The sequence below is a fragment of the Puia sp. P3 genome, assembly GCF_050632245.1.
In the GTDB taxonomy this organism is placed as follows: Bacteria; Bacteroidota; Bacteroidia; order Chitinophagales; family Chitinophagaceae; genus Puia.
In genome coordinates, this window is the sequence record NZ_CP192583.1 from 5,809,903 (window position 1) to 5,829,057 (window position 19,155).

At 52.2% G+C, this 19,155-nt stretch carries 23 protein-coding genes and 2 pseudogenes; 6 read left to right on the forward strand and 19 right to left on the reverse strand.

The window, feature by feature from the left end; translation table 11 throughout:
* Positions 1 to 36: 36 nt before the first annotated feature.
* The 9 genes and pseudogenes from sprA (ACQ86N_RS36685) to ruvA form a co-directional block, all read right to left on the reverse strand.
* Positions 37 to 3,143, reverse strand: a pseudogene (sprA, locus tag ACQ86N_RS36685) (cell surface protein SprA).
* On the reverse strand, positions 3,095 to 3,736 hold the full coding sequence (sprA, locus tag ACQ86N_RS36690; RefSeq protein ID WP_431211371.1) for a cell surface protein SprA: 642 nt from the start codon (positions 3,734 to 3,736) through the stop codon (positions 3,095 to 3,097). The pseudogene sprA (ACQ86N_RS36685) and the gene sprA (ACQ86N_RS36690) overlap by 49 nt, the downstream one beginning before the upstream one ends.
* 64 nt (positions 3,737 to 3,800) lie before the next feature.
* Positions 3,801 to 4,079, reverse strand: a pseudogene (locus tag ACQ86N_RS36695) (hypothetical protein); the annotation flags it as partial.
* Complete coding sequence (gene sprA, locus ACQ86N_RS36700; RefSeq protein ID WP_431217737.1) at positions 4,012 to 5,190, reverse strand: cell surface protein SprA; 1,179 nt, start codon at positions 5,188 to 5,190, stop codon at positions 4,012 to 4,014. The pseudogene ACQ86N_RS36695 and the gene sprA (ACQ86N_RS36700), both read right to left, overlap by 68 nt.
* A complete protein-coding gene (locus tag ACQ86N_RS36705; RefSeq protein ID WP_431211372.1) occupies positions 5,151 to 5,477 on the reverse strand; it encodes a hypothetical protein in 327 nt (108 codons plus the stop codon). Before ACQ86N_RS36705 ends, sprA (ACQ86N_RS36700) begins: the two co-directional genes overlap by 40 nt.
* 44 nt (positions 5,478 to 5,521) lie before the next feature.
* Positions 5,522 to 5,854, reverse strand: a complete 333-nt coding sequence (locus tag ACQ86N_RS36710; protein ID WP_431211373.1) for a hypothetical protein — start codon at positions 5,852 to 5,854, stop codon at positions 5,522 to 5,524.
* Positions 5,855 to 5,896: 42 nt separating this feature from the next.
* Positions 5,897 to 6,139: a hypothetical protein gene (locus tag ACQ86N_RS36715; protein ID WP_431211374.1), complete on the reverse strand. Its 243-nt coding sequence runs from the start codon at positions 6,137 to 6,139 to the stop codon at positions 5,897 to 5,899.
* A gap of 206 nt (positions 6,140 to 6,345) precedes the next feature.
* Positions 6,346 to 7,398 carry a cell surface protein SprA gene (gene sprA / locus ACQ86N_RS36720; protein WP_431211375.1) on the reverse strand — a complete coding sequence of 351 codons (1,053 nt, stop codon included), beginning with the start codon at positions 7,396 to 7,398 and terminating at the stop codon, positions 6,346 to 6,348.
* A 235-nt stretch (positions 7,399 to 7,633) separates the two neighbouring features.
* A complete protein-coding gene (gene ruvA, locus ACQ86N_RS36725) occupies positions 7,634 to 8,086 on the reverse strand; it encodes a Holliday junction branch migration protein RuvA (RefSeq protein WP_431211376.1) in 453 nt (150 codons plus the stop codon).
* Between the two features lie 204 nt (positions 8,087 to 8,290).
* Between ruvA and ACQ86N_RS36730 the strand changes: the two genes are divergently transcribed.
* Genes ACQ86N_RS36730 through ACQ86N_RS36740 form a run of 3 tightly spaced genes read left to right on the forward strand, consistent with a single transcriptional unit; the run spans position 8,291 to position 9,766 of the window.
* Positions 8,291 to 8,515: a hypothetical protein gene (locus ACQ86N_RS36730; protein WP_431211377.1), complete on the forward strand. Its 225-nt coding sequence runs from the start codon at positions 8,291 to 8,293 to the stop codon at positions 8,513 to 8,515.
* Positions 8,516 to 8,525: 10 nt separating this feature from the next.
* On the forward strand, positions 8,526 to 9,371 hold the full coding sequence (locus tag ACQ86N_RS36735) for a beta-ketoacyl-ACP synthase III (protein WP_431217738.1): 846 nt from the start codon (positions 8,526 to 8,528) through the stop codon (positions 9,369 to 9,371).
* Positions 9,371 to 9,766, forward strand: coding sequence for a GNAT family N-acetyltransferase (locus tag ACQ86N_RS36740; RefSeq protein ID WP_431217739.1), 396 nt, complete (start codon positions 9,371 to 9,373; stop codon positions 9,764 to 9,766). Before ACQ86N_RS36735 ends, ACQ86N_RS36740 begins: the two co-directional genes overlap by 1 nt.
* On the opposite strand, the gene ACQ86N_RS36745 is transcribed toward ACQ86N_RS36740, so the two are convergent.
* The 6 genes from ACQ86N_RS36745 to ACQ86N_RS36770 form a co-directional block, all read right to left on the reverse strand.
* Complete coding sequence (locus tag ACQ86N_RS36745) at positions 9,763 to 10,047, reverse strand: ACP S-malonyltransferase (protein ID WP_431211378.1); 285 nt, start codon at positions 10,045 to 10,047, stop codon at positions 9,763 to 9,765. The genes ACQ86N_RS36740 and ACQ86N_RS36745 overlap by 4 nt on opposite strands.
* Positions 9,992 to 10,654, reverse strand: a complete 663-nt coding sequence (locus ACQ86N_RS36750) for an ACP S-malonyltransferase (RefSeq protein WP_431211379.1) — start codon at positions 10,652 to 10,654, stop codon at positions 9,992 to 9,994. The genes ACQ86N_RS36745 and ACQ86N_RS36750 overlap by 56 nt, the downstream gene beginning before the upstream one ends.
* A gap of 98 nt (positions 10,655 to 10,752) precedes the next feature.
* A complete protein-coding gene (gene folE, locus ACQ86N_RS36755; RefSeq protein ID WP_431211380.1) occupies positions 10,753 to 11,349 on the reverse strand; it encodes a GTP cyclohydrolase I FolE in 597 nt (198 codons plus the stop codon).
* Between the two features lie 10 nt (positions 11,350 to 11,359).
* The gene (locus tag ACQ86N_RS36760) at positions 11,360 to 11,614 is read right to left on the reverse strand and encodes a 6-pyruvoyl trahydropterin synthase family protein (protein ID WP_431211381.1); all 255 of its coding nucleotides are present in this window, start codon (positions 11,612 to 11,614) and stop codon (positions 11,360 to 11,362) included.
* The gene (locus ACQ86N_RS36765) at positions 11,607 to 11,723 is read right to left on the reverse strand and encodes a hypothetical protein (protein WP_431217740.1); all 117 of its coding nucleotides are present in this window, start codon (positions 11,721 to 11,723) and stop codon (positions 11,607 to 11,609) included. Before ACQ86N_RS36765 ends, ACQ86N_RS36760 begins: the two co-directional genes overlap by 8 nt.
* Positions 11,724 to 11,797: 74 nt before the next feature.
* Positions 11,798 to 12,205: a 6-pyruvoyl trahydropterin synthase family protein gene (locus tag ACQ86N_RS36770; RefSeq protein WP_431211382.1), complete on the reverse strand. Its 408-nt coding sequence runs from the start codon at positions 12,203 to 12,205 to the stop codon at positions 11,798 to 11,800.
* Between the two features lie 143 nt (positions 12,206 to 12,348).
* Here ACQ86N_RS36770 and mqnB point away from each other — a divergent pair, with 143 nt between their 5' ends.
* Together mqnB and ACQ86N_RS36780 are read left to right on the forward strand one after the other, a co-directional pair.
* Positions 12,349 to 13,023: a futalosine hydrolase gene (mqnB, locus tag ACQ86N_RS36775; protein ID WP_431211383.1), complete on the forward strand. Its 675-nt coding sequence runs from the start codon at positions 12,349 to 12,351 to the stop codon at positions 13,021 to 13,023.
* Between the two features lie 22 nt (positions 13,024 to 13,045).
* Positions 13,046 to 13,873, forward strand: coding sequence for a 1,4-dihydroxy-6-naphthoate synthase (locus ACQ86N_RS36780; protein ID WP_431217741.1), 828 nt, complete (start codon positions 13,046 to 13,048; stop codon positions 13,871 to 13,873).
* Positions 13,874 to 13,877: 4 nt separating this feature from the next.
* Here the strand turns inward: ACQ86N_RS36780 and ACQ86N_RS36785 are convergent, their stop codons facing one another.
* The 4 genes from ACQ86N_RS36785 to ACQ86N_RS36800 all read right to left on the reverse strand — a co-directional run bounded on the left by ACQ86N_RS36785 (position 13,878) and on the right by ACQ86N_RS36800 (position 18,061).
* Complete coding sequence (locus ACQ86N_RS36785) at positions 13,878 to 15,188, reverse strand: cryptochrome/photolyase family protein (RefSeq protein ID WP_431211384.1); 1,311 nt, start codon at positions 15,186 to 15,188, stop codon at positions 13,878 to 13,880.
* 49 nt (positions 15,189 to 15,237) lie between these two features.
* Positions 15,238 to 16,083 carry an aminotransferase class IV gene (locus ACQ86N_RS36790; RefSeq protein WP_431211385.1) on the reverse strand — a complete coding sequence of 282 codons (846 nt, stop codon included), beginning with the start codon at positions 16,081 to 16,083 and terminating at the stop codon, positions 15,238 to 15,240.
* Positions 16,061 to 16,732, reverse strand: coding sequence for a response regulator (locus ACQ86N_RS36795; RefSeq protein WP_431211386.1), 672 nt, complete (start codon positions 16,730 to 16,732; stop codon positions 16,061 to 16,063). Before ACQ86N_RS36795 ends, ACQ86N_RS36790 begins: the two co-directional genes overlap by 23 nt.
* A gap of 669 nt (positions 16,733 to 17,401) precedes the next feature.
* A complete protein-coding gene (locus ACQ86N_RS36800) occupies positions 17,402 to 18,061 on the reverse strand; it encodes a response regulator (RefSeq protein ID WP_431211387.1) in 660 nt (219 codons plus the stop codon).
* 716 nt (positions 18,062 to 18,777) lie between these two features.
* Here ACQ86N_RS36800 and ACQ86N_RS36805 point away from each other — a divergent pair.
* On the forward strand, positions 18,778 to 19,146 hold the full coding sequence (locus tag ACQ86N_RS36805; protein WP_431211388.1) for a hypothetical protein: 369 nt from the start codon (positions 18,778 to 18,780) through the stop codon (positions 19,144 to 19,146).
* The last annotated feature ends 9 nt before the right edge of the window (positions 19,147 to 19,155 follow it).

Consider the following 19,155-nt stretch of genomic DNA (forward strand, 5'->3'; position numbering starts at 1 on the left):
GGCCCAGGCTGACGGAATATATTTTTATAAGAAAAGCTAACCAAACCCTGCGTGAATCGCGGCTACACCAGCACCTACGCGAGAACCCCTGACCCGCGAACCGCGGCCCATATCACCCCGGGTCAACCGCAGAGCCACACCATCCACCCCCGCAGGCGCCCAAACGCCGCGGGGCCACCCTACGGCGCCAGCGATATCCTTATCTGTATCCCCCTTCGTCGTAACGATCGGAGGCGTCGTCGATATCTTCGGCGTCGTCCGCTGCTGATCAAAATATAACTTCAGATTGATCCGGTTATTCAATACATAGTCGATCGACGGATCGATCCGTATCACCCGCTGACCACCAGTCGGCAACGAGGCATTCTGATCCAGATAACTGCTGGAGGTCGCATCATCCCTGATGCTGATATCAAGACGGAAAGTGAGATCGTTCTGCGCCTTCTGGCTGTTGATACTGCCCGGCGGCCCGTTCGGCGGGGTCTTCCCGTTCCCCGCCACCTTCCAACCAAACGGCAGCCCTACACCCCGCTTGCGGAAACCACCACCGATGGTGATCTCGGTAGACCGGCTTTCACTCAGCTGGAAGTCGATCAGACTCAGACTCAACTGCCGGCTGCGGCTATACCCCACTTTCGCCTGCACCTGGTTGACGAACTGCATATCGATGTCCAGCAGCGGGGTGAACTGCTCGTTGATCGTAATATTGGGAACAGCATAGAAAGGCACAAAATTTCCACTGATGGTATCTATGAACCCCGGCGTCCCATACCCCAGCGGGTCGCGATAACGCAGGTCGGAGTTGAAACTATTCATGCTCAGCGTACTAGTATACCCGTTAGTGACATTAAAACTGGTAAAGACCTTGTTGAACCACGGCAGACGGCTAAGCCCGCTATACGTGATATGCCAGTTCGGCTTCGGCAGATACCCCCCGAACGGATTGGTCGTCACGTCCCCGCCCTTCTCGTTGAGCAGCGCCACCGTATTTGGACTCTTCCCAGTATACGCTGCAATAAAGGCCGGGATCAGCACGTCCTGCGCATAACGCCCATAACCCGCCGAATAGCCATCACTGCCGACCAGCCCACCGGTATACTTGTTGATCGCCCCAAGCCTCGAAGAGATAATGCCCCGGTAGGTCTCGAATTTTGCAAAGGTCGCCGATATCTCGTTGGGCTTGTACGACTCGAACAACGTCTTGTAGGAAATGAAACTAACACTGAATGTACCTGCCATATACGGATTCAACCTCGAATAACCGCTGCCGCCCGCCGTATCCTTGTAGAGCTCGGAATAATTCTGCCCGAACGTCTTGTCCAGGTTCAGCGTAATATGCAGGTCCCGCACCGGCTCAATGACCGCCGACGCCGATATCTTCTGCGTATAGCTGATCATATTCTGGTTGTTCAGAGTCGTATCCGTCGAGATCAATCCCCTCTTCCCCAAACCATTGATAAAGCTTGTATCGGCCCGCCTGCCAAACACATACCCCCAACCCGGCTGCATCGACCTGAAATCCATCCCCAGCACATGCGTGCTGTCCAAAAATCCATAGATGGTGGAAGAAGAATTGTCCGCATAATTGAAGGATACGTGCTTCAGCGAAGTAAGGATCCTCGCCAGCCCCTTGACGACACCCTTGAGCTCGTAAGGCTGATTCTCTTCGGAACCGGGCTTCTTATTTCTCGCCGTATCCTGCCTGGCACCCTGCTGCCCCTGCCGCTGCTGGCCACTCTGGTCGAGCCGCTTCAATAACCCCCACTTCGCGTAAAGACGGGTAAAATCGAAATCGGCCACCACCGTGCGCTGCTGCGTATTCTGTAGCGTGTTCCCCAGCGTAAGCGCCAGCTGCGACGCCCCAGTCCAGGTATAGGACGCCGAATAGCCCGCCTGCACCTTAGTCCAGTCCAGCGCCGGTATCTTGTTGGTCGGCAGCGTATAGGTGACGTTGGCATTCTGCGTATAAAGTACGGTACGACCACCCCTGAAGAACCGGTCCCACATTTTCCTCCGCTGCACCTTGTCCAGCCTGCCGCTGTCCTCGTCGATCCACGACCTGTTGGTAGCCGTAAAATCCAGCGCCAGCGACCGGGTAAAATCCCAGCGCAGCGTATACAGACGGTCGAACGTAAAGAACTTGTTGTAGGTCTCCGGCAGGATATCCTGAGGCCCGCCGATATTACGGCTGCGGTACGCGCCGAACTGACGGACGACATTCGCCTGGAAGCCCAGCACCGTCGGCATCGGGTTAAAATTAAAATCCCTTATAAGCCCTAGCCACGGCGACCTCGACTTTATCTTCTTCTTGAACGGCTCTATGAACTTCGCCGTACGGTTATAGTTATACGCCAGCGTAGCCTTGTGCACGATCAGCTCGTCCTCCACCGCCAGCGGGCTATGGTGCTCGGTCCGGCTATAGGAATAGCTGACATTCACGTTCTCGATACTCCAAACCTTCAGCTTCTTGTTGCTCATGTTGTTCTTGTGAACGTTGGTAAAATTCACAGTCGTTATCGTCGTCTGGTCGACAGCCTGCTCCCGAATCGAATCCTTCTGCGCCCCCGGCGCCGCCTTCAGCTTGTCTTTTAACTTGATGTCCAGATCGAACGGATCATACTGCGGCGTACTCGTCGTCCTGGTCAGTCCCGCATAGACGGGTATCGACATGCCGGCCTTTTTCGGCAACAGCTTGCCCAGCTCGAGATTGGTCGCCACATCGAACTGCGAATTATTATCCATCGAGCGCTCGTTGGTGCTCTGGTCGATAGTTCCAAAACCCGCCGTCCGGTTGCTTCCCGACACCGTCAGCGTACCGAGATCGGCCAGCTTGACATCCACCTTGCCCACGGCCGCCCACCCCCCCGGGTACTTATATCGGTCAGCCGAAGCTCGTTGAACCACACCTCCGTACACGCCGAAGCCAGATTGACGTTCTGAACCCCAAGGAAGAAGGCCTGTATCGCCCCCAGATTGGGATTACCCAAAATGGCAAACGTCCGCCCCGTCGCATCCGTCTCTTTATAATAGGAATTGCTGACCCCCTTATTATTTCGGTTGACCTTCAGCTGTATCAATCGCTGCAAACTCAGACTTAGATTGTTGGCCGACGGCCAGATGGCGTCTGCAGTGGTGGCCCCCACACCGTTCGCTTCAGCGGTATCCGTATCTCATAGTAGTTGCTCACAAAGTCGCTACCCATTCTGATCACCGCGGAAAGATCATTGTCGTTAAGCCCGTTCTGGTTGCCGGAAGCCTCGGCATGGATAAACATATCCATGGTACCATATCGGCGCAGGTCGAGAGCGGTTGTTTTGTAAACCCCGCGCACATCGCCCTGAGCGAGATTACAGATCTGCAGGCTCATCGCCTGTTCGTTCAGCAGCAGGTTGACGTTGTTGTTGCTCAGCTCCTGCTGCCGGACCACGCCGGGAGGCGTAACGTAAGGAATGGGCTGCCGCGAGCTGTTCTGCTCGATATTGACCGCCGTCACATTGAACGAGGTGACATTATTGGCGGGCAACAGCGTATTATTCCCAGTCGTATCGATGATATAGTTGAAATTCCTCCAGTTGTTGCGCACCAGTTCGAGCTTGGCGAATCGCAGTACGACCGAGTCCGTAAACCCGGTAAGATACATACGGATGAACTGGATCGACTTGAAGTCGGGGATATTGCCCACCTTCTGGTAGTACTCGGAGATAGGTATACGCATCTGATACCAGGTCTGCTTCACCCCCGCTGGGAGAAAAGGTCATCGAGTCCGTGATATAGCCCGACCCAAATCCGTTTGGGACCAGATCCACCTTGTACTCGAAGTATTCTTCCAGAGTATTCATCGTATTATCCTTGTTCAGGTCTTCCTGATCCGGATACAGCGTATAGGCCGAAATGGTGGTCGAACCCGTCGTGGCTATCGGCGAGTTGCCCTGCGGATTGTTCACGTTCTTATAACGACCAAGAATACCTGCTTGATTCGCATCGTAGCTGGGGTCCCTATAGTTGGTAAAGTTATCGCTCGACGGGTCGTTGGCGGCCTTCTGATAGATCGCGGACCCCGTCCCGAAAGCTGGTGGCAAGCGTGTTCAGATAGCGCTGGTATTTGGTCCTCTCGGCGCTGTCCGTCATCCCGTCGAAACCCACGTCCTGATAAGGCCGGTCGCCGGCGTCATTGCTGAAGGCCGTCGTCACCTGTATCGGATTGGCCGGTACCCTGCCCCAGACCGAGCTCTCGTCTATCTGAGCGTTGATATTGGGCGTGTTCAGGCCGTTCTCGAACTGCTTCTTCCCGTCCTTGAGGATGTCTTCCGAAACGCTACCGAGATCGATAAACATCTGTCCTCCCGTGGTATTGCCCACACCGGTCGCGGTCTTGGCAAATGGACTCAGCACCCAGAACTGCAGCACCTCGATATTGTTCGTTTCGAAGTCCGTCTGATCAAGCGCGCGCATGATACCACCCCAGCGCTTTTGCGGGTTCAGCAGCTTTCCGCTGTTATCGACACTGCCTGCCCGCGTGTCGAAATTATAGGGTCCCTTCTCAGAAGGGTAATAGGCCATATCGAACGTGATCAGCTGCGCCTGCCCGGTCTGCACCGTCTGTTCGGGGAACAGCTGCTGTGTCTGTATCGGCCCTACGCGGGGATCCAGCAGTGTATTCTCGTTCCTGTCGGGGTTATTGGGATTGCTCCTGTCCTGAAGGGTAGGCTCGATATTGTACCACGCGAACTTCGCCCGGTTGAATCCATAGTCGACAGAGTCGGTCAGACTCGCTTCCGGGAATAGCGGCGGAAACTGGCCATTGGTTCCCCGGGGAGCAGACGCAAGCGCCCAGCTCGTCAGCGGAAAACGCAGGTCGATCGAACTCGTCGAACCCTCGAAGTCGTCTATGTACACCGCGCCGCTCGTCCCCTTACCGATCTGAGGCGGGTGCCCCGGCCGGAGGATAGCTCCTTCACCATAGGCATTGATGGTACTCATCTCCTTCGTACTGTAAAATGGCAGCTTGTCCAAAAGACGCGTCAGACCAGGCAGCTGTCCACGGTAGTTGACGTCGGCCCCATACATCGTATTACGAATAGGGTCTTCACCATATTCCGTCTTGCTGAAAAAAGGCCGCTCATTCAGCCTTTCGAAAGTCGCTCCGAAATTCAGCGATTCCGTCGCCGTCGACTTCGCCAGATAGTCCATTCGCACCCCATAAAGCTTCGCTGCTGAAGGCCAAAACTGGCGTTGTTCTCAAAGGAGACGTTCACAGGAGTACCCGAATTGATGATAGCCTGGTTGATTATCTGTACCTGGCCCAGGTTGTAATCGACCACATAGTCGACATTCTCCTTCAGCGTCTGACCGCCGGCGGTGACTACCACGGAGCCGGGCGGAACATTATATGCATTCAGCGAAAGATTCGTCGTCGACTGCCCCTTGGCCGTCCCGCTCAGCACATAACGATCCACGTTGGCATAGGTCTGCGCCACCGCCTTGATCGTATCGTACAGCTGATTAAAAACATATTTGTCCTTTAAAGACTGCGGCGCCCCGAAAACGCAATGGAATCCAGGTCATGACCGAACGGTTCCAGCAGCGGGAAGATGATCCGCCCCTGATTGGAAAGCACGGTATACCCTTCCAGGTAGTCGAATATACCGTCCGGCTGCGGATCGTTGTGGGCATTCAGACGATCGAGGTTCAACACTGTCAGCAGGGGTATCGCCGCCTTCGGCCCTTCCGGCAGATAGCGTTTAGTACCCTTGCTCGGCTCGTCATAATTGATATTGAACTGAAAACCGGCCTGCTGGATATTCGACAAAATGCCCCCGGCCGCCGTCTTCAGGGAATAGACGTTTTTCATCATCAGATTCCATAAGGAGCAGATTGGTCCGCTGGGACGTAGCTTTCAGCAATTTGAGATATAATACCTTGGAAGATCCCGCACCTGTACCGACCGTGGTATCGGGGGAACATCCGCGGCAAATTCCCCCACCTGGTAAATCTGGCCGTTATAACTGTATTGGTAGGCTACCGCAAGGACGTCATTCGACTGCAGCGTCTGGTTGACCGACAGGAAGCCGACCTGCGGGTTGAAATAGTAGTCGGAAGCGCTCGGCTTCCGGGCATATACGATCTCGAAATCCTGCACCTGGCTCAGGCCCAGAGAGTTCAGCTTGGCCGCCGCCTGCGAAGGGCTCCGGCTCGACCGGTCGCCGACTATCGAATTATACTCCGTATTGGCGTTGTTGAATGGATAGGGGCAGGTTCGTCAAAGGACGGATATTCCTATTATAAGGAGCCGCTTCCCCCAGGTCCATCAGACCCACGATCTGGCGCGAACCCGTGTCGACACCGTTACGGTTGGTAACCCAGACCTCCATACGCAGAACCTGCACCTGCGAGGTGACGATAGGCAGCACTGGACATAGCTTTGTTATAATTGTTCCGGAAATACTGAGCCAGCAGGAAGTGCCGGTTCTCTTCATAGTCGTCCGCCTTGAAAGAGTAAGAGGTAACCGCCGCCCCGCCCTGAGAGGCTATATTCTGCTTCTGCGAGCGCTGGTTTGCAAGGACCGCGGTGACCGACAGCCTGCCAAACTGCAGCTTCGTTTTGATACCAAAAAGGGACTGCGCACCCGTCATCAGCGTGCTGGGCGTGGTAAAAGAGACGTTCCCCGCCTCGATCTTCTTGATGATCTCGTCGGGTCCGCCGGTATAATCCAGCTTGAGCTGGTTCTCCAGGTCGAGATTGGCCAGCGTGTTATAGGAAATAGGGAGCTTTAGCTTGTCCCCGATATTACCCACCACGTTCAGGTTGGCGTTCATCCCAAAATCCGGCGACCAGGTTCGCCTCGCACTTTCCGGCAGAGTGGGATTCTGGATATTCTGACTCTGGAAGCCGGCATTGATGTCCACATTCCCCTGCGGCCGGATATCTATCTTCCCATTGCCAAAGATCCGGTTGAAGAGATTGTCGCCGACGGTTAACTTGGGCCGGAGCAGTTTCCGGTTCAGCGCATCCAGAGCATCCGCCCGTTTCCGGAAATAGTCGTCCTCGGAATTCTGCCCCTGCATCTGCATCAGCTCGTCAAAGGTCAGATAGGTTGGTTTTCTAAAATATTGGTTACCAACCTTCTCTATAATATAATACTGCTTGGTGACCGGGTCGTACTCGATGGAATCGTGAATATTGGCTGGATCCTTGAGGTTGAATGGATTCTTATTGGGATTGGTGAACCGGTCGCCGCGACGGTCATAAAGGGGAAATCGGAGTGTATCCTTGTGAAATGTATCGGCCAGCGGACGGGTGCCCGTATCAGCCGCTCTCCGGCTGGATGAATCATTGATCCTGCGAATAGAGTCTCCTAGCCGCCGGATGGAATCCGCAGCCCTCCTAAGACGGTACATATCCGGAGAGAGTCCTACCGTATCTGTCCTATGTCTTGTCGTGTCAATCTGCGCACATGCAGTTGTTGCAAAAACAACCGATGCCGCGGTCAACAATAACGTTGCCAGGGATAACTGAAACAAATAACGGGTCAATCTTCCTCAATGAATTAGTTAGATAAAGTTCGTCCAATAGGCTACAGGAGTTTTAAGGCTTTCTTAATAAGATCTTCGACTTTATCAACCCCCTCACGACTCACTTTTTGATTGCATTTTCTGCGGCGGGTCTGGCGATGCCAAGCGTGATCAGGGCATTTAACGCGTCCTGTTCCAACGTATTGTTTGTCAGGGATGAAATATTTGTAGTGTCTTCTTTGCCCTTGCCCAGTTTGTCCCTAAGTTCAAGGATGATCCGCTCGGCCGATTTCTTGCCGATTCCCTTGATGCTTTCCAGCTGCCGGGCATTACCCCGGAGGATGGCGCGGTTGATCTCCTCCGGCCTCATCGCGGAAAGCATCATCCGGGCCGTCGACGCGCCGACCCCGGACACGCTGATCAACTGGATGAACAGGTCCTTTTCCGCCTTCTCAAAAAATCCATAAAGGATATGGGCGTCTTCACGAATATGCAGATGGGTGAGCAGCAACCCTTTGTCCAGGCTCTCGATATGAGCATAGGTATTAAGGCTGATCTGGAGCTCATAGCCCACCCCCCACTTCCATATGGACAAGGGCTGGACTCTTGTAGGCGAATGTACCACGCAAAAAGGCGATCATGGCTGCGAAAATAGGCTAATTCGTTAACATCCGCACCGGCCATTCCCGTATAATAACCACCCCCAACCCCCGTTATAAATTCATTTCAATATTTTTCAGCACCTTTGCAAAAATCTTTTTATAAACGCTGGAATTTAATGATGAGTAATAAAATGACCGCCGCTATTACTGCGATCGGAGGATTCGTACCCGAAGACCGTCTTACCAATACCGACCTCGAAAAGATAGTGGATACAAATGACGAGTGGATCCGCACCAGAACAGGAATAGAAGAAAGAAGAATTTTGAAAGGCGAAGGAAAGGCGACCTCCGACCTCTGCGTACCGGTCGTCCGAGGAGATCTGCCGTCAGAGAGGGATTAGCCCTGAAGAGATTGATTGTGTGATCGTTGCCACCGTAACCCCCGACATGCTCTTCCCCTCCACCGCCAATATCGTCTGCGACAAAATAGGCGCGAAGAACGCCTGGGGATTTGACATGAGCGCCGCCTGCTCGGGCTTTTTATACGCCCTCACTTCGGGAGCCATGTACATCGAGAGCGGCCGGTTTAAAAAAGTGATCGTTATCGGCGGCGACAAGATGAGCAGCATAGTCGACTACAGCGACCGTACGACCTGCATAATTTTTGGCGACGGCGCCGGCGGCGTCCTTCTCGAACCCAACTACGACGGATATGGCGTGCTCGACAGCATTCTGAAAAGTGATGGCAGCGGACGGACCCACCTCCATATGAAAGCCGGCGGTTCACTCCGCCCTTCCAGCATCGAGACCGTTGCAGCCAAAGAGCACTATATCTACCAGGAAGGTCAGGCCGTTTTCAAATTTGCCGTCAAAGGAATGGCCGATGTCAGCGCCGAACTGATGGAACGCAACCACCTGACCGCCGACGATATCAGCTGGCTGGTCCCCCACCAGGCCAACAAACGGATCATCGACGCCACCGCTCACCGCATGGGACTAGCGGAAGAAAAGGTCATGATCAATATCCAGCGTTATGGTAACACGACCGCCGGTACCATCCCCCTCTGTCTCTGGGACTGGAAGGACAAGCTAAAAAAAGGTGACAACCTCGTACTCGCCGCCTTCGGTGGTGGCTTCACACTGGGGCGCAACCTGGGTCAAATGGGGACACTAAGGTTCCTTGAAAATTTATTATGGACAACAATATATCGATCCGCAGGGCAGTCCGGGAAGACTGCCCTCGCCTGTTGGAATTAGTGCGCGAACTGGCGCTCTACGAAAAAGCGCCCGAAGAGGTCACGGTAACCCCCGAACACTTTACAGAGAGTGGTTTCGGTCCCAACCCCGTCTGGTGGGCATTCGTCGTCACCGTCGACGGTATTGTCGAAGGCTTCGCACTATACTATATCCGCTATAGCACCTGGAAAGGCCAGCGCCTCTACCTGGAAGACCTCATCGTCACCGAAAAAATGCGCGGCAAAGGCCTGGGCAAGCTGCTCTTTGACCGTCTGCTCGAAGAAGTAAAAGAAAAGAAATTCCAGGGCATGTCATGGCAGGTACTCGACTGGAACGAACCGGCAATCAGATTTTACAGGAAATATAACGCGAGCTTTGACGCCGGTTGGGTCAACTGCGCAGTGACGGTATCCTAACTGACCCCGTCTACCTGCGTCGTCTTGTCGATCTTCTGGATCAACCCCTGTAACACCTTGCCGGGCCCGATCTCCGAAAAATGAGAAGCCCCGTCGGCTATCATGGACTGCACAGACTGCGTCCACCTCACAGCGCCGGTCAGCTGATCGATAAGATTCTTCTTGATCTCGTCCTTTGCTACCACCGCCTTCGCTACGACGTTCTGGTATACCGGACATATGGGATTATAAAACGTAGTCTTCTCTATCGCAGTTCTCAGCTCGTCCTGTGCAGACGCCATCAAAGGCGAGTGAAACGCCCCGCCCACCGGAAGCACGAGTGCGCGCTTGGCGCCGGCAGCCTTCATCGCTTTCGCAGGCAATTTCAACCCCGCGGACACTACCGCTGATGACCAGCTGTCCCGGGCAATTGTAATTGGCAGGTACCACAACTTCTTTTGTTTCCTCCTGCACCGCCACACAGATCTCCTCTACTTTGCCGTCTTCCAGTCCAAGTATGGCCGCCATGGAAGAAGGTTGCTTATCACAGGCACGCTGCATAGCCATCGCCCGCGCAGCCACCAGCTGAAGCCCATCCTCAAAGCTCAGAACGCCGTTGGCGACAAGCGCGGAGAATTCTCCCAGCGAATGCCCCGCAACCATATCGGGCTTGTTATTTTCGATGCCCTTGAACACGATCACCGAATGAAGAAAAATGGCCGGCTGGGTCACCTTCGTCTGACGAAGCTCATCCTCCGTACCATTGAACATGATATCCGAAATACGAAACCCAATTATCTCATTGGCCTGCTCGAATAATTTCTTTGCGAAGGCGCTATTCTCGTAAAGATTCTTTCCCATGCCGGCGAACTGAGATCCCTGTCCCAGGAAGACATACGCATGCTTCATATTCCTTGGTGTTTAGTTGATCCGGGGACGCATGATCACAAAAATTACCCATCCCCGGGGGCAAATATGCCACAAAGACCCGATTCAAAAAAAGAAAATTAATGAAGATTGGAGGATATCAGCTTGGTAAACTCACTCCTTGTTTCATTCTTCTCGAATTCCCCCCAGAACGCGGAAGTGGTCGTGACCGAATTCTGCTTCTGTACTCCCCGCATCATCATGCACAAATGCGAAGCTTCGATAACGACTGCTACTCCCAGAGGATTAAGTGTTTCCTTTATCGCATGCAGTATTTGGGTAGTCATTCTCTCCTGCACCTGCAAACGCCTGGCGTACACATCCACGACCCTGGCTATCTTACTCAGCCCTGTGATCCAGCCATTCGGAATATAGGCAACATGCGCCTTACCAAAAAAAGGCAGCATATGATGCTCGCACAGGCTGTATAGCTCGATATCCTTCACAAGGATCATCTCGCTCACGTCTTCATGGAACTTTGCCGAGTTCAAAATAGCATGAGCATCCTGCGAATAACCCTGTGTCAGGAATTGCATCGCCTTCGCCACCCGCTCGGGAGTCTTTAACAGACCCTCACGGGCCGGATCCTCTCCAAGAAGGTCCAGGGATTGCTGATAGTTTTTTGTCAGTGCATGGGTGACCGCATCGTCGTACTGGTCAATTTTCGTATAAGCCATCGTTTACAGTTTAATCCGCAGGGTATTCAACAAAATTCCTTTCGGTTTCATATAGTCTCACCTGTAATTCCAGTTTGGGATCGATACGCGCCCGAAGCAGCTCATATATGACCATCGCAATATGCTCCGCGGTAGGGTTGAGATCCTTAAAATAAATGGTATCCAGGTTTAGATTCTTGTGATCGAACTTTTCCAGTACTTCCTCCGCCGTGATACGCGACAACGCCTTCATGTCCATTACATAGCCGGTCTCGGGGTTAGGCACGCCCACCAGCTTTTACTACCAGCTCATAGTTGTGACCGTGATAGTTCGGATTGCTGCACTTGCCAAACACCTCCGCATTCTTCCGGTCATCCCACGCGGGATTAAAAATACGGTGCGCCGCATTAAAATGCTCTTTCCGAAAAACCGCTACTTTTTTTCATGCGTGCTCATGACTATTTATTTTCACCCAAAATATTCAACGTAAATCCTCGGAGTCTCATAAAGCTTGATACAATGCAGCGTGATCTCCGATGGCAGATGAGGGACCAGCTGCTGCCAGATGCCGATCGCCAGGTTCTCCGTCGAACACATCTTCCCTTTGAGAAAATCCACCTCGATGTTCAGATTCCGGTGGTCCACCTTTTCGATCACCTGATCCTTTATGATCTGGCTCAGTTTTTTCACGTCGAACAGGAATCCTGTATCCGGGTCCGGCTCGCCCTTAATGGTCACATACAGATCATAATTATGCCCATGCCAGTTCTCATTGGCACATTTGCCAAAGACTTCTTCGTTCTTTTCCCTGCTCCAGCCCGGATTATAGAGTTTATGCGCCGCATTGAAATGTTCCAGGCGCGTCAAATACACCATGTCTGTTCCTTAAACACCGGGATTGAGTTACCCGAAAAAAACCCATTCCCGGTGTAAGGCTAATGATGGGCCTTCGGCCGGCGAACCCGTGGTTCGCCCTGTTAAAATTCCCGCAAAGTTAAATGATTCCGGATATTTGCAATATGCATATTCTCCTTACGGCCGCCACCCCTTTCGAAGTGCAACCAACCATTGACTATCTGGCATCCGGACCGGCCCAAACCAGCCACCTGACCATCACCCCACTCGTGACCGGCGTCGGCAGTCTCCCCACAACCTGGTCACTTATGCGACAGATTGGCAGAGAGCGTCCCCGGCTGATCATTCAGGCTGGCATCGCCGGCTGCTTCACGGACAGAAAGCCCGGAGAAGTCGTAGCGGTCGGGAAAGAGACCCTCGCGGACATAGGCGTATGGGAAGACCGGACTTTCAAATCTATCTTCGACCTGCGGCTGGCCGGGCCTGATTCCCCTCCCTTCACCGGCGGACAGCTGATCAACCCCTGGAGGCAGCTGCTGGGCCTCACGTCACTGGACCCCGTCCCGGCCGTCACAGTCAACGAGATAACCACCGACCCGGCCCGGATCAGCTGGTATCAACAAAATACCGGCGCCGTTGTTGAAAGCATGGAAGGCGGAGCACTACACTTCGTATGCCTGCAGGAAAATATCCCCTTCATCCAGCTGAGGGCCATTTCCAACGAGGTTGGCGTAAGAGACAAGACAAAATGGGATATCCGGTCGGCTATCGCCAGTTTGAACACCCGCCTGACCGGCTTTCTGGAAAAATTGAACACGACCGCCGATACGATCTTCTAACCGTCAAATAATTACCAATGCGATTTACCCTGGATTCAGCCCCTGTCCTAATGATACCTTCATATTCGACGCCCTCGTCAACAAAAAGATCGATACAGAAGGACTCGAATTCGACGTCGTTCTGGAAGACGTACAAACCCTCAACCAGTGGGCCATGCAGGGCAAACTTGACATTTCCAAGATCAGCTATGGCGTCCTGCCGCTGGTCCTGCACCAGTACAGGCTGCTGGAGGCAGGCGGTGCACTCGGAAAAGGCGTCGGCCCACTGCTGATTTCCCGGGAACCCAAACCCCTCCAGGCCGTCGCCAGCTGCACCATCGCCATCCCCGGACAACAGACAACTGCACACCTCCTCTTTTCTCTCGCCTTCCCGGAGGCCGCCAAAAAAGAGTTTATGGTATTCTCCGATATCGAGGACGCAGTCCTCTCCGGTCGGGTAGACTGCGGCGTGATCATTCACGAAAACCGCTTCACCTACCAGCAAAAGGGACTGACCAAACTCATGGACCTTGGAGAATTCTGGGAAAAAGAGACCGGTGCCCCCATCCCCCTCGGCGGCATCGTTTTCCGCAAAGACCTGGACCCCGCCCTGTCGAATAAAGTAAATACCCTCATCCGCCGAAGCCTGGAATACGCCTTTGCCAACTACCCCGACTTGTCGGACTATGTAAAGGAACACGCTCAGGAAATGGACGAAAGCGTGATGCGCCAGCACATTGATCTCTACGTCAACAACTATTCCCTCGAACTGGGCGGGGACGGCAAAAAAGCCATTCAAACCCTGCTGGCGACCTATGGCCGTATTCACGCACAGGGACCAGCCCAAACCACTCCCGAGATCGTCAGCTGACTTCCTATCTGTCCTTCACCGCTTTTGCATAGACAGCGAGCGCCCTCTTCCTCGCCTCCTCATGATCGACCATCGGCGCAGGATAGCTGAGCCCTTCCAACTCCGGCACCCAACGCCGGATATAGTTTCGATCGGGATCGAACCGCTTCGCCTGCAGCGTCGGATTGAAGACCCGGAAATAAGGCGCCGCATCACAGCCGCAGCCAGCCGCCCACTGCCAGTTGCCATTGTTGGACGCCAGCTCGAAATCCAGCAGCTTTTCCGCGAAATACGCCTCCCCCCAGCGCCAGTCGATCAGCAAATGCTTGGCAAGGAATGAAGCGGTAACCATCCGGACGCGGTTATGCATAAATCCGGTAGCATTCAGCTCCCGCATCCCCGCATCGACGAGAGGATACCCCGTCTGCCCCGAACACCACCTGGCGAACTCCTCTTCGTTATTGCGCCACCGGATATGATCATACGCCGGCTTGAACGACCTGCCCTGCCCCACTGCCGGAAAATGCCATAAGATCATTTGATAAAATTCCCTCCAGATCAGCTCACCCAGATACGCGTCGCTCAGCTCTACCGCCTTCCGAGCCAGCGCGCGAACGCTCACCGTACCCATCCGGAGATGAACCCCCATTCTACTGGTTCCCTTCACAGCCGGAAAATCCCGCAGCTTTTCATATTTCCTGAGCAACTCTGCCCCGACCACGGCGGGAGGAAAGGACTCCCCCGTCTTCCTGAATCCCATGGAACCCAGTGTAGGCATGGCTTTATGACGCTGCTGCAGGAAATTACCCCAGTATTTTTTCACCGGATACGGAGCCAGATAAAAATCATTCAGCAGCGCCCTCCACTTCCGGCTATAAGGCGTAAACACTGTATAGGGCTTGCCGTCATCCTTCAGCACTTCCCCCTTTTCGAAAATGACCTGATCCTTATAGCTTCGGAAAAAAATGCCCTTCTCCTCCAGCAACTTTTGTACGGCCCCGTCCCGCTCAGCCGCATAAGGCTCATAGTCGCTATTCGTGTAAACCCCTGCAATATCATATTCGGTGATCAGATGCCGGAACACCGCGACCGGCGCCCCGTAACGGACCTCGAGTGTGGCCCCCAGCTCTTCGAGTTGCTGCTGCACTTCTGACAGCGCGGAATGGATGAACTCGACCCTCAGGTCGGCCTTGTTCTCCAGTAAATCCAGAATATTCCGGTCGAAAATGAACAGCGGTAAGACAGGGTTGGCACCCCTGAGCGCGTGATAAAGCCCCGCATTGTCATCCAGCCGCAGGTCGCGGCGAAACCAAAAGATAGCTAGTTTTTTCTTCACTGAGTAAATTAACAGCAACCGACGTGCCCGCAAAACTTCTGTTTATCGTTTACAGCGTTTTTACGAGCTGTTCATCAACAACCGCCGACAGCCGCCGGCCAAACCGCCTTCCCTGAAAAGCTCCCACCCAGATAACTCCCCGAATCGCATTGGTCAGGAATACTTCATCGGCATCCATCAGGTCCGGAACGGTCACCGGCTGCTCGACCACAGTATAGCCCGCCCCGGGCAAAGCCTCCAGCAAATAACGTCTCATTACCCCATCCACCACTCCCTCAGACAACGGCGGCGTATAAAAGACGGAATCGCGGACATAGAACAGACTGGCGATTGTAGCATCGGCCAGACGCTCCCGGCTATTCAGGACAAGACACTCGTCCAGCCCTTGTTTACGGGCATATTGCGCCGCCAGTATATAAAGGAGATAATTACTTGATTTCAAATTGGCCAGGACATCGCAGGCCTTCCGGCCATCCGGAAACAGGCCGAGGACGAGGCCTGTTTCGTCCGCATCACCCGCAATGGCCAGGGGCCAGGACTGGATGATATAGTTAGGCTGCCGGTCGACCGGCCCGGTAAAAGAGCTCTCTCCACGGAAAACCGCAAGCCGGACGCGCGCCGCCCCGGATGCAAAAGAGCCATTGGCTTCGCAAAGCGTTAACACCTCACCGGCGATCTTTTCTGCAAATCCAGGGGGAACATCTAGATCCAGCAGCCGCATCCCGCTCACCAGGCGGTCAAAATGATAAGAAGAAAGTCTGATCCCCCCGGGACCCACAAACAGAGTCTCGAAGAGCCCGTCTCCATAACGGAACCCACGATTGTCCGCCGTCAGCAACGGACGGTCGGACGGATACAAAATACCATTGTAATTACTGCTGCTCGATAATGCCATTTTTCACCGCATACATGACCAGGCCGGCCATTGATTTTGCGCCGGTCTTCGTCTTTAGCTTATCCCTTATCGCCTCCACGGTACGGGGACTGATATCGACGATGTCGGCTATTTCCTTCGTAGTCTTCTCCTCACACATCAGTTTGAGGACGGTCAGCTCCTTTTCGGTGAGATTGACGTCCTGAGGAGTCCCTATTTCGGGCCTCTTGGTACGTAAACCCGTAAGCAGGGCTTTATTAGTCAATTCGTTAAAGAAAAATTCCTGCTCATAGCAGGTCTTGATCGCCTGGTAAATGGTCTCCGAATCGGAGTTCTTGGTCAGATAAGAATTGGCGCCGATCTCCATCAATTTGGATATCATGGAGTGGTCATTGTGCATCGACAGAATGATAACCTTTACGTGGGGGTGATCCTTGCGGATTTCGGGAAGTGTCTGGATCCCATCCATTATAGGCATCTGTATATCCAGCAGAATAACGTCCGGCTCCACGTGCTTGAGCAGATTCAATAGTTGCATGCCGTTGTCAGCCTCAGCGATCAGTTCGACATCCTTCTTTACGGCTAATGCTGTTTTAACCCCAGCCCGAAAAAGTGCGTGGTCATCTGCAATAGCAACCTTGATCGCCTGGTTAAGCTCTGGTCTTTTCATACGATTTTAGTGTTTATACAACTGGCAGTTGGATAGGCTGCCAAACATTCTCACAAATTGAAGCAAAAATTGCAACACTTACTATAGTAAATCTACGCAACAACTTCATCTCGGAATATACCTTCCCACATACCTCCTCACGAAGATAAGTGGTTTTTTTCGATTATAAAGAGGAATTTATACGTTAGAAAACATGGTTATTTTACGATCCCCCCAGTAAAACCCGAAAGGTTAAAATTCAGCATTTGTGCGCTTGTCCACATACTTATCCACAGCTATTTTTGTTACAAGTTGATTGACGGGGATTAGCAACCTCAGACCGTCCAATGTCCTAGAAACCGTCCAAGAACATAATTTCAATATCTATGAAATCCACGCAAAATCCAATGTCAATCAACTTATTTTAGATTTTCCGGTTCAGTATCCTATAAAGTCCATGTATCCAGTTCTACTGTCCGGTCCTATGAAAACCAGCTCCAGGTTCCTATGAAAAACGAAACCATTCCAATATCCCGGCCCTTCTGACCGGCCCGTAGTGAGTCAGAGTTCTGTTGGTTCTCTCTCTGGTTTGTAAAAAGTTTGTATTTGCCTGCTTCTATGTAAGCAGGCATTTTTATTTGGCAATCCCGGCCGTAGCATCCGGGGCTTTCTTCGTGGTAAATGGGTAGTTTAGTCGATGATCTTGTTGCGCATGGCGTACATGATGAGCCCCGCGATCGTCTTAGCCCCGATCTTGGTCTTCATATTCTGCCTGATCGTCTCGATAGTGCGGGTGGAAAGGAACACTTCCTTGGAGATTTCTTCAGTAGTCTTGTCCTCAGCCAGCAGTTTCAGTATCCTGATCTCCTTTTCAGAGAATTTGATGGGACTCGGATAGAACTGACGCACCTGCCGTTTGGTCTGCAGTTTGGATAGCACCGCCTTATTGACAAGGTCGTTGAAATAGAAGTCATCATTCATACAGGTCAGGATCGCCTGGTAGATCTCATCCGGGTCGGTAGTCTTAGTCAGATAGGCGTTGGCCCCCATTTCCATCATCTTGGAGATCATCTCCTGGTCGTCATACATGGTCAGGACGATGATCTTTACTTCCTCATATTCCTTTCGCAACAGCCCTATCGCATTGATGCCATCCACCTCCGGCATGCGAATATCCATAAGCAGTACGTCCGGTCTCTTGATCTGCATCTTGTGGACCAGATCCTTTCCATCTTCGGCCTCCCACAGAATTCTTAGATATTCCTTATTCTTCAGCGCCATTTTAATACCGTCACGGAAAATCTTATGATCATCCGCGATCGATACCTTGATTACTAATTCAGCAGTCATACCGACAGGTTTGTAGAATTAATAGGTATAGGTCTTAATTTTTTTTGTTTAAAAATCGGATCCCACATTATGCATAGAATTTTTACGAATTGAACGGTAATTTCCGCATTTCACAAATTGGGCAGTTCTGCTCTTGTCGCGCATTGCACCTCCCTCTATCTTTACATCCAGAAGTTGATTGATGGGTTCACAACCAAACCGTCTAATGTCCCGTTTACCGTCCAGTAAAAGATTTCAATATCCTCAAAAACCAAAGGTTAAATCCAATATCAATCAACTTCTCTTCTCTTCTACAATGCTGCAAAGTCCTTGAGGTAATGAATTTACCTTTAATTTCTGGTTATATACCCCGTTAAACGAAAAATCAGGAATTTAATTACTCTCTACCTATCCGCCTCTACGATTTCGTATTCTTAAGCAGCGACCTCGTAAGTTGTCCACAGAAAACTCCCATATCGTGAATATCTTTCGTTTGGTAATTTCACCTGGGCGTTTTACGATTTTTGAGATAGTAAAAATACTATTTTTCACACGTGAAACTACTCTATTTTCCCATCGTAACTCCCCTGGGAAAAACCCGTACAATGCAGTACAGGCTTGAATTACAGGCAATTTAAAGCATTTTACCATCATTTTTGGCCGTTGCCCAGATTTTTTTTTAGGGGTTATTTAGCCTTACAAACTAACATTTTACAAACCTCTAAAAACTTACTTTTATGCAGAAGGAGTTAACTATCAAGAAGGATTACAGCAAGGTTGGGGAAGAGATTAGCCACGAAATGGCCCAGGATTTCGTAAATGCCCACGCAAAATCCACCGGCGAAGGCGTAACCTCCTTCGTGATCGGCCGCAATATCATCGACGCAATCCTCGCTCAGCCCGGTTGTGCTGGAATGCGTTTCTACAACGCCATCAACGAGAACGGTCAGAAAACCCTGGTTTACGTAGCAATCGACGCGGACGGAAAAGACATCCTCAAGAAAGTCGTCGTTCTGGAAGACGGCCAGCTCGCTACCGTTAACGCTATCGCAGCTGACAGATCCGGATGGGAAAGCAGCATCTGGGAACTGATCTTCGGCAGCTAATTCAATCGT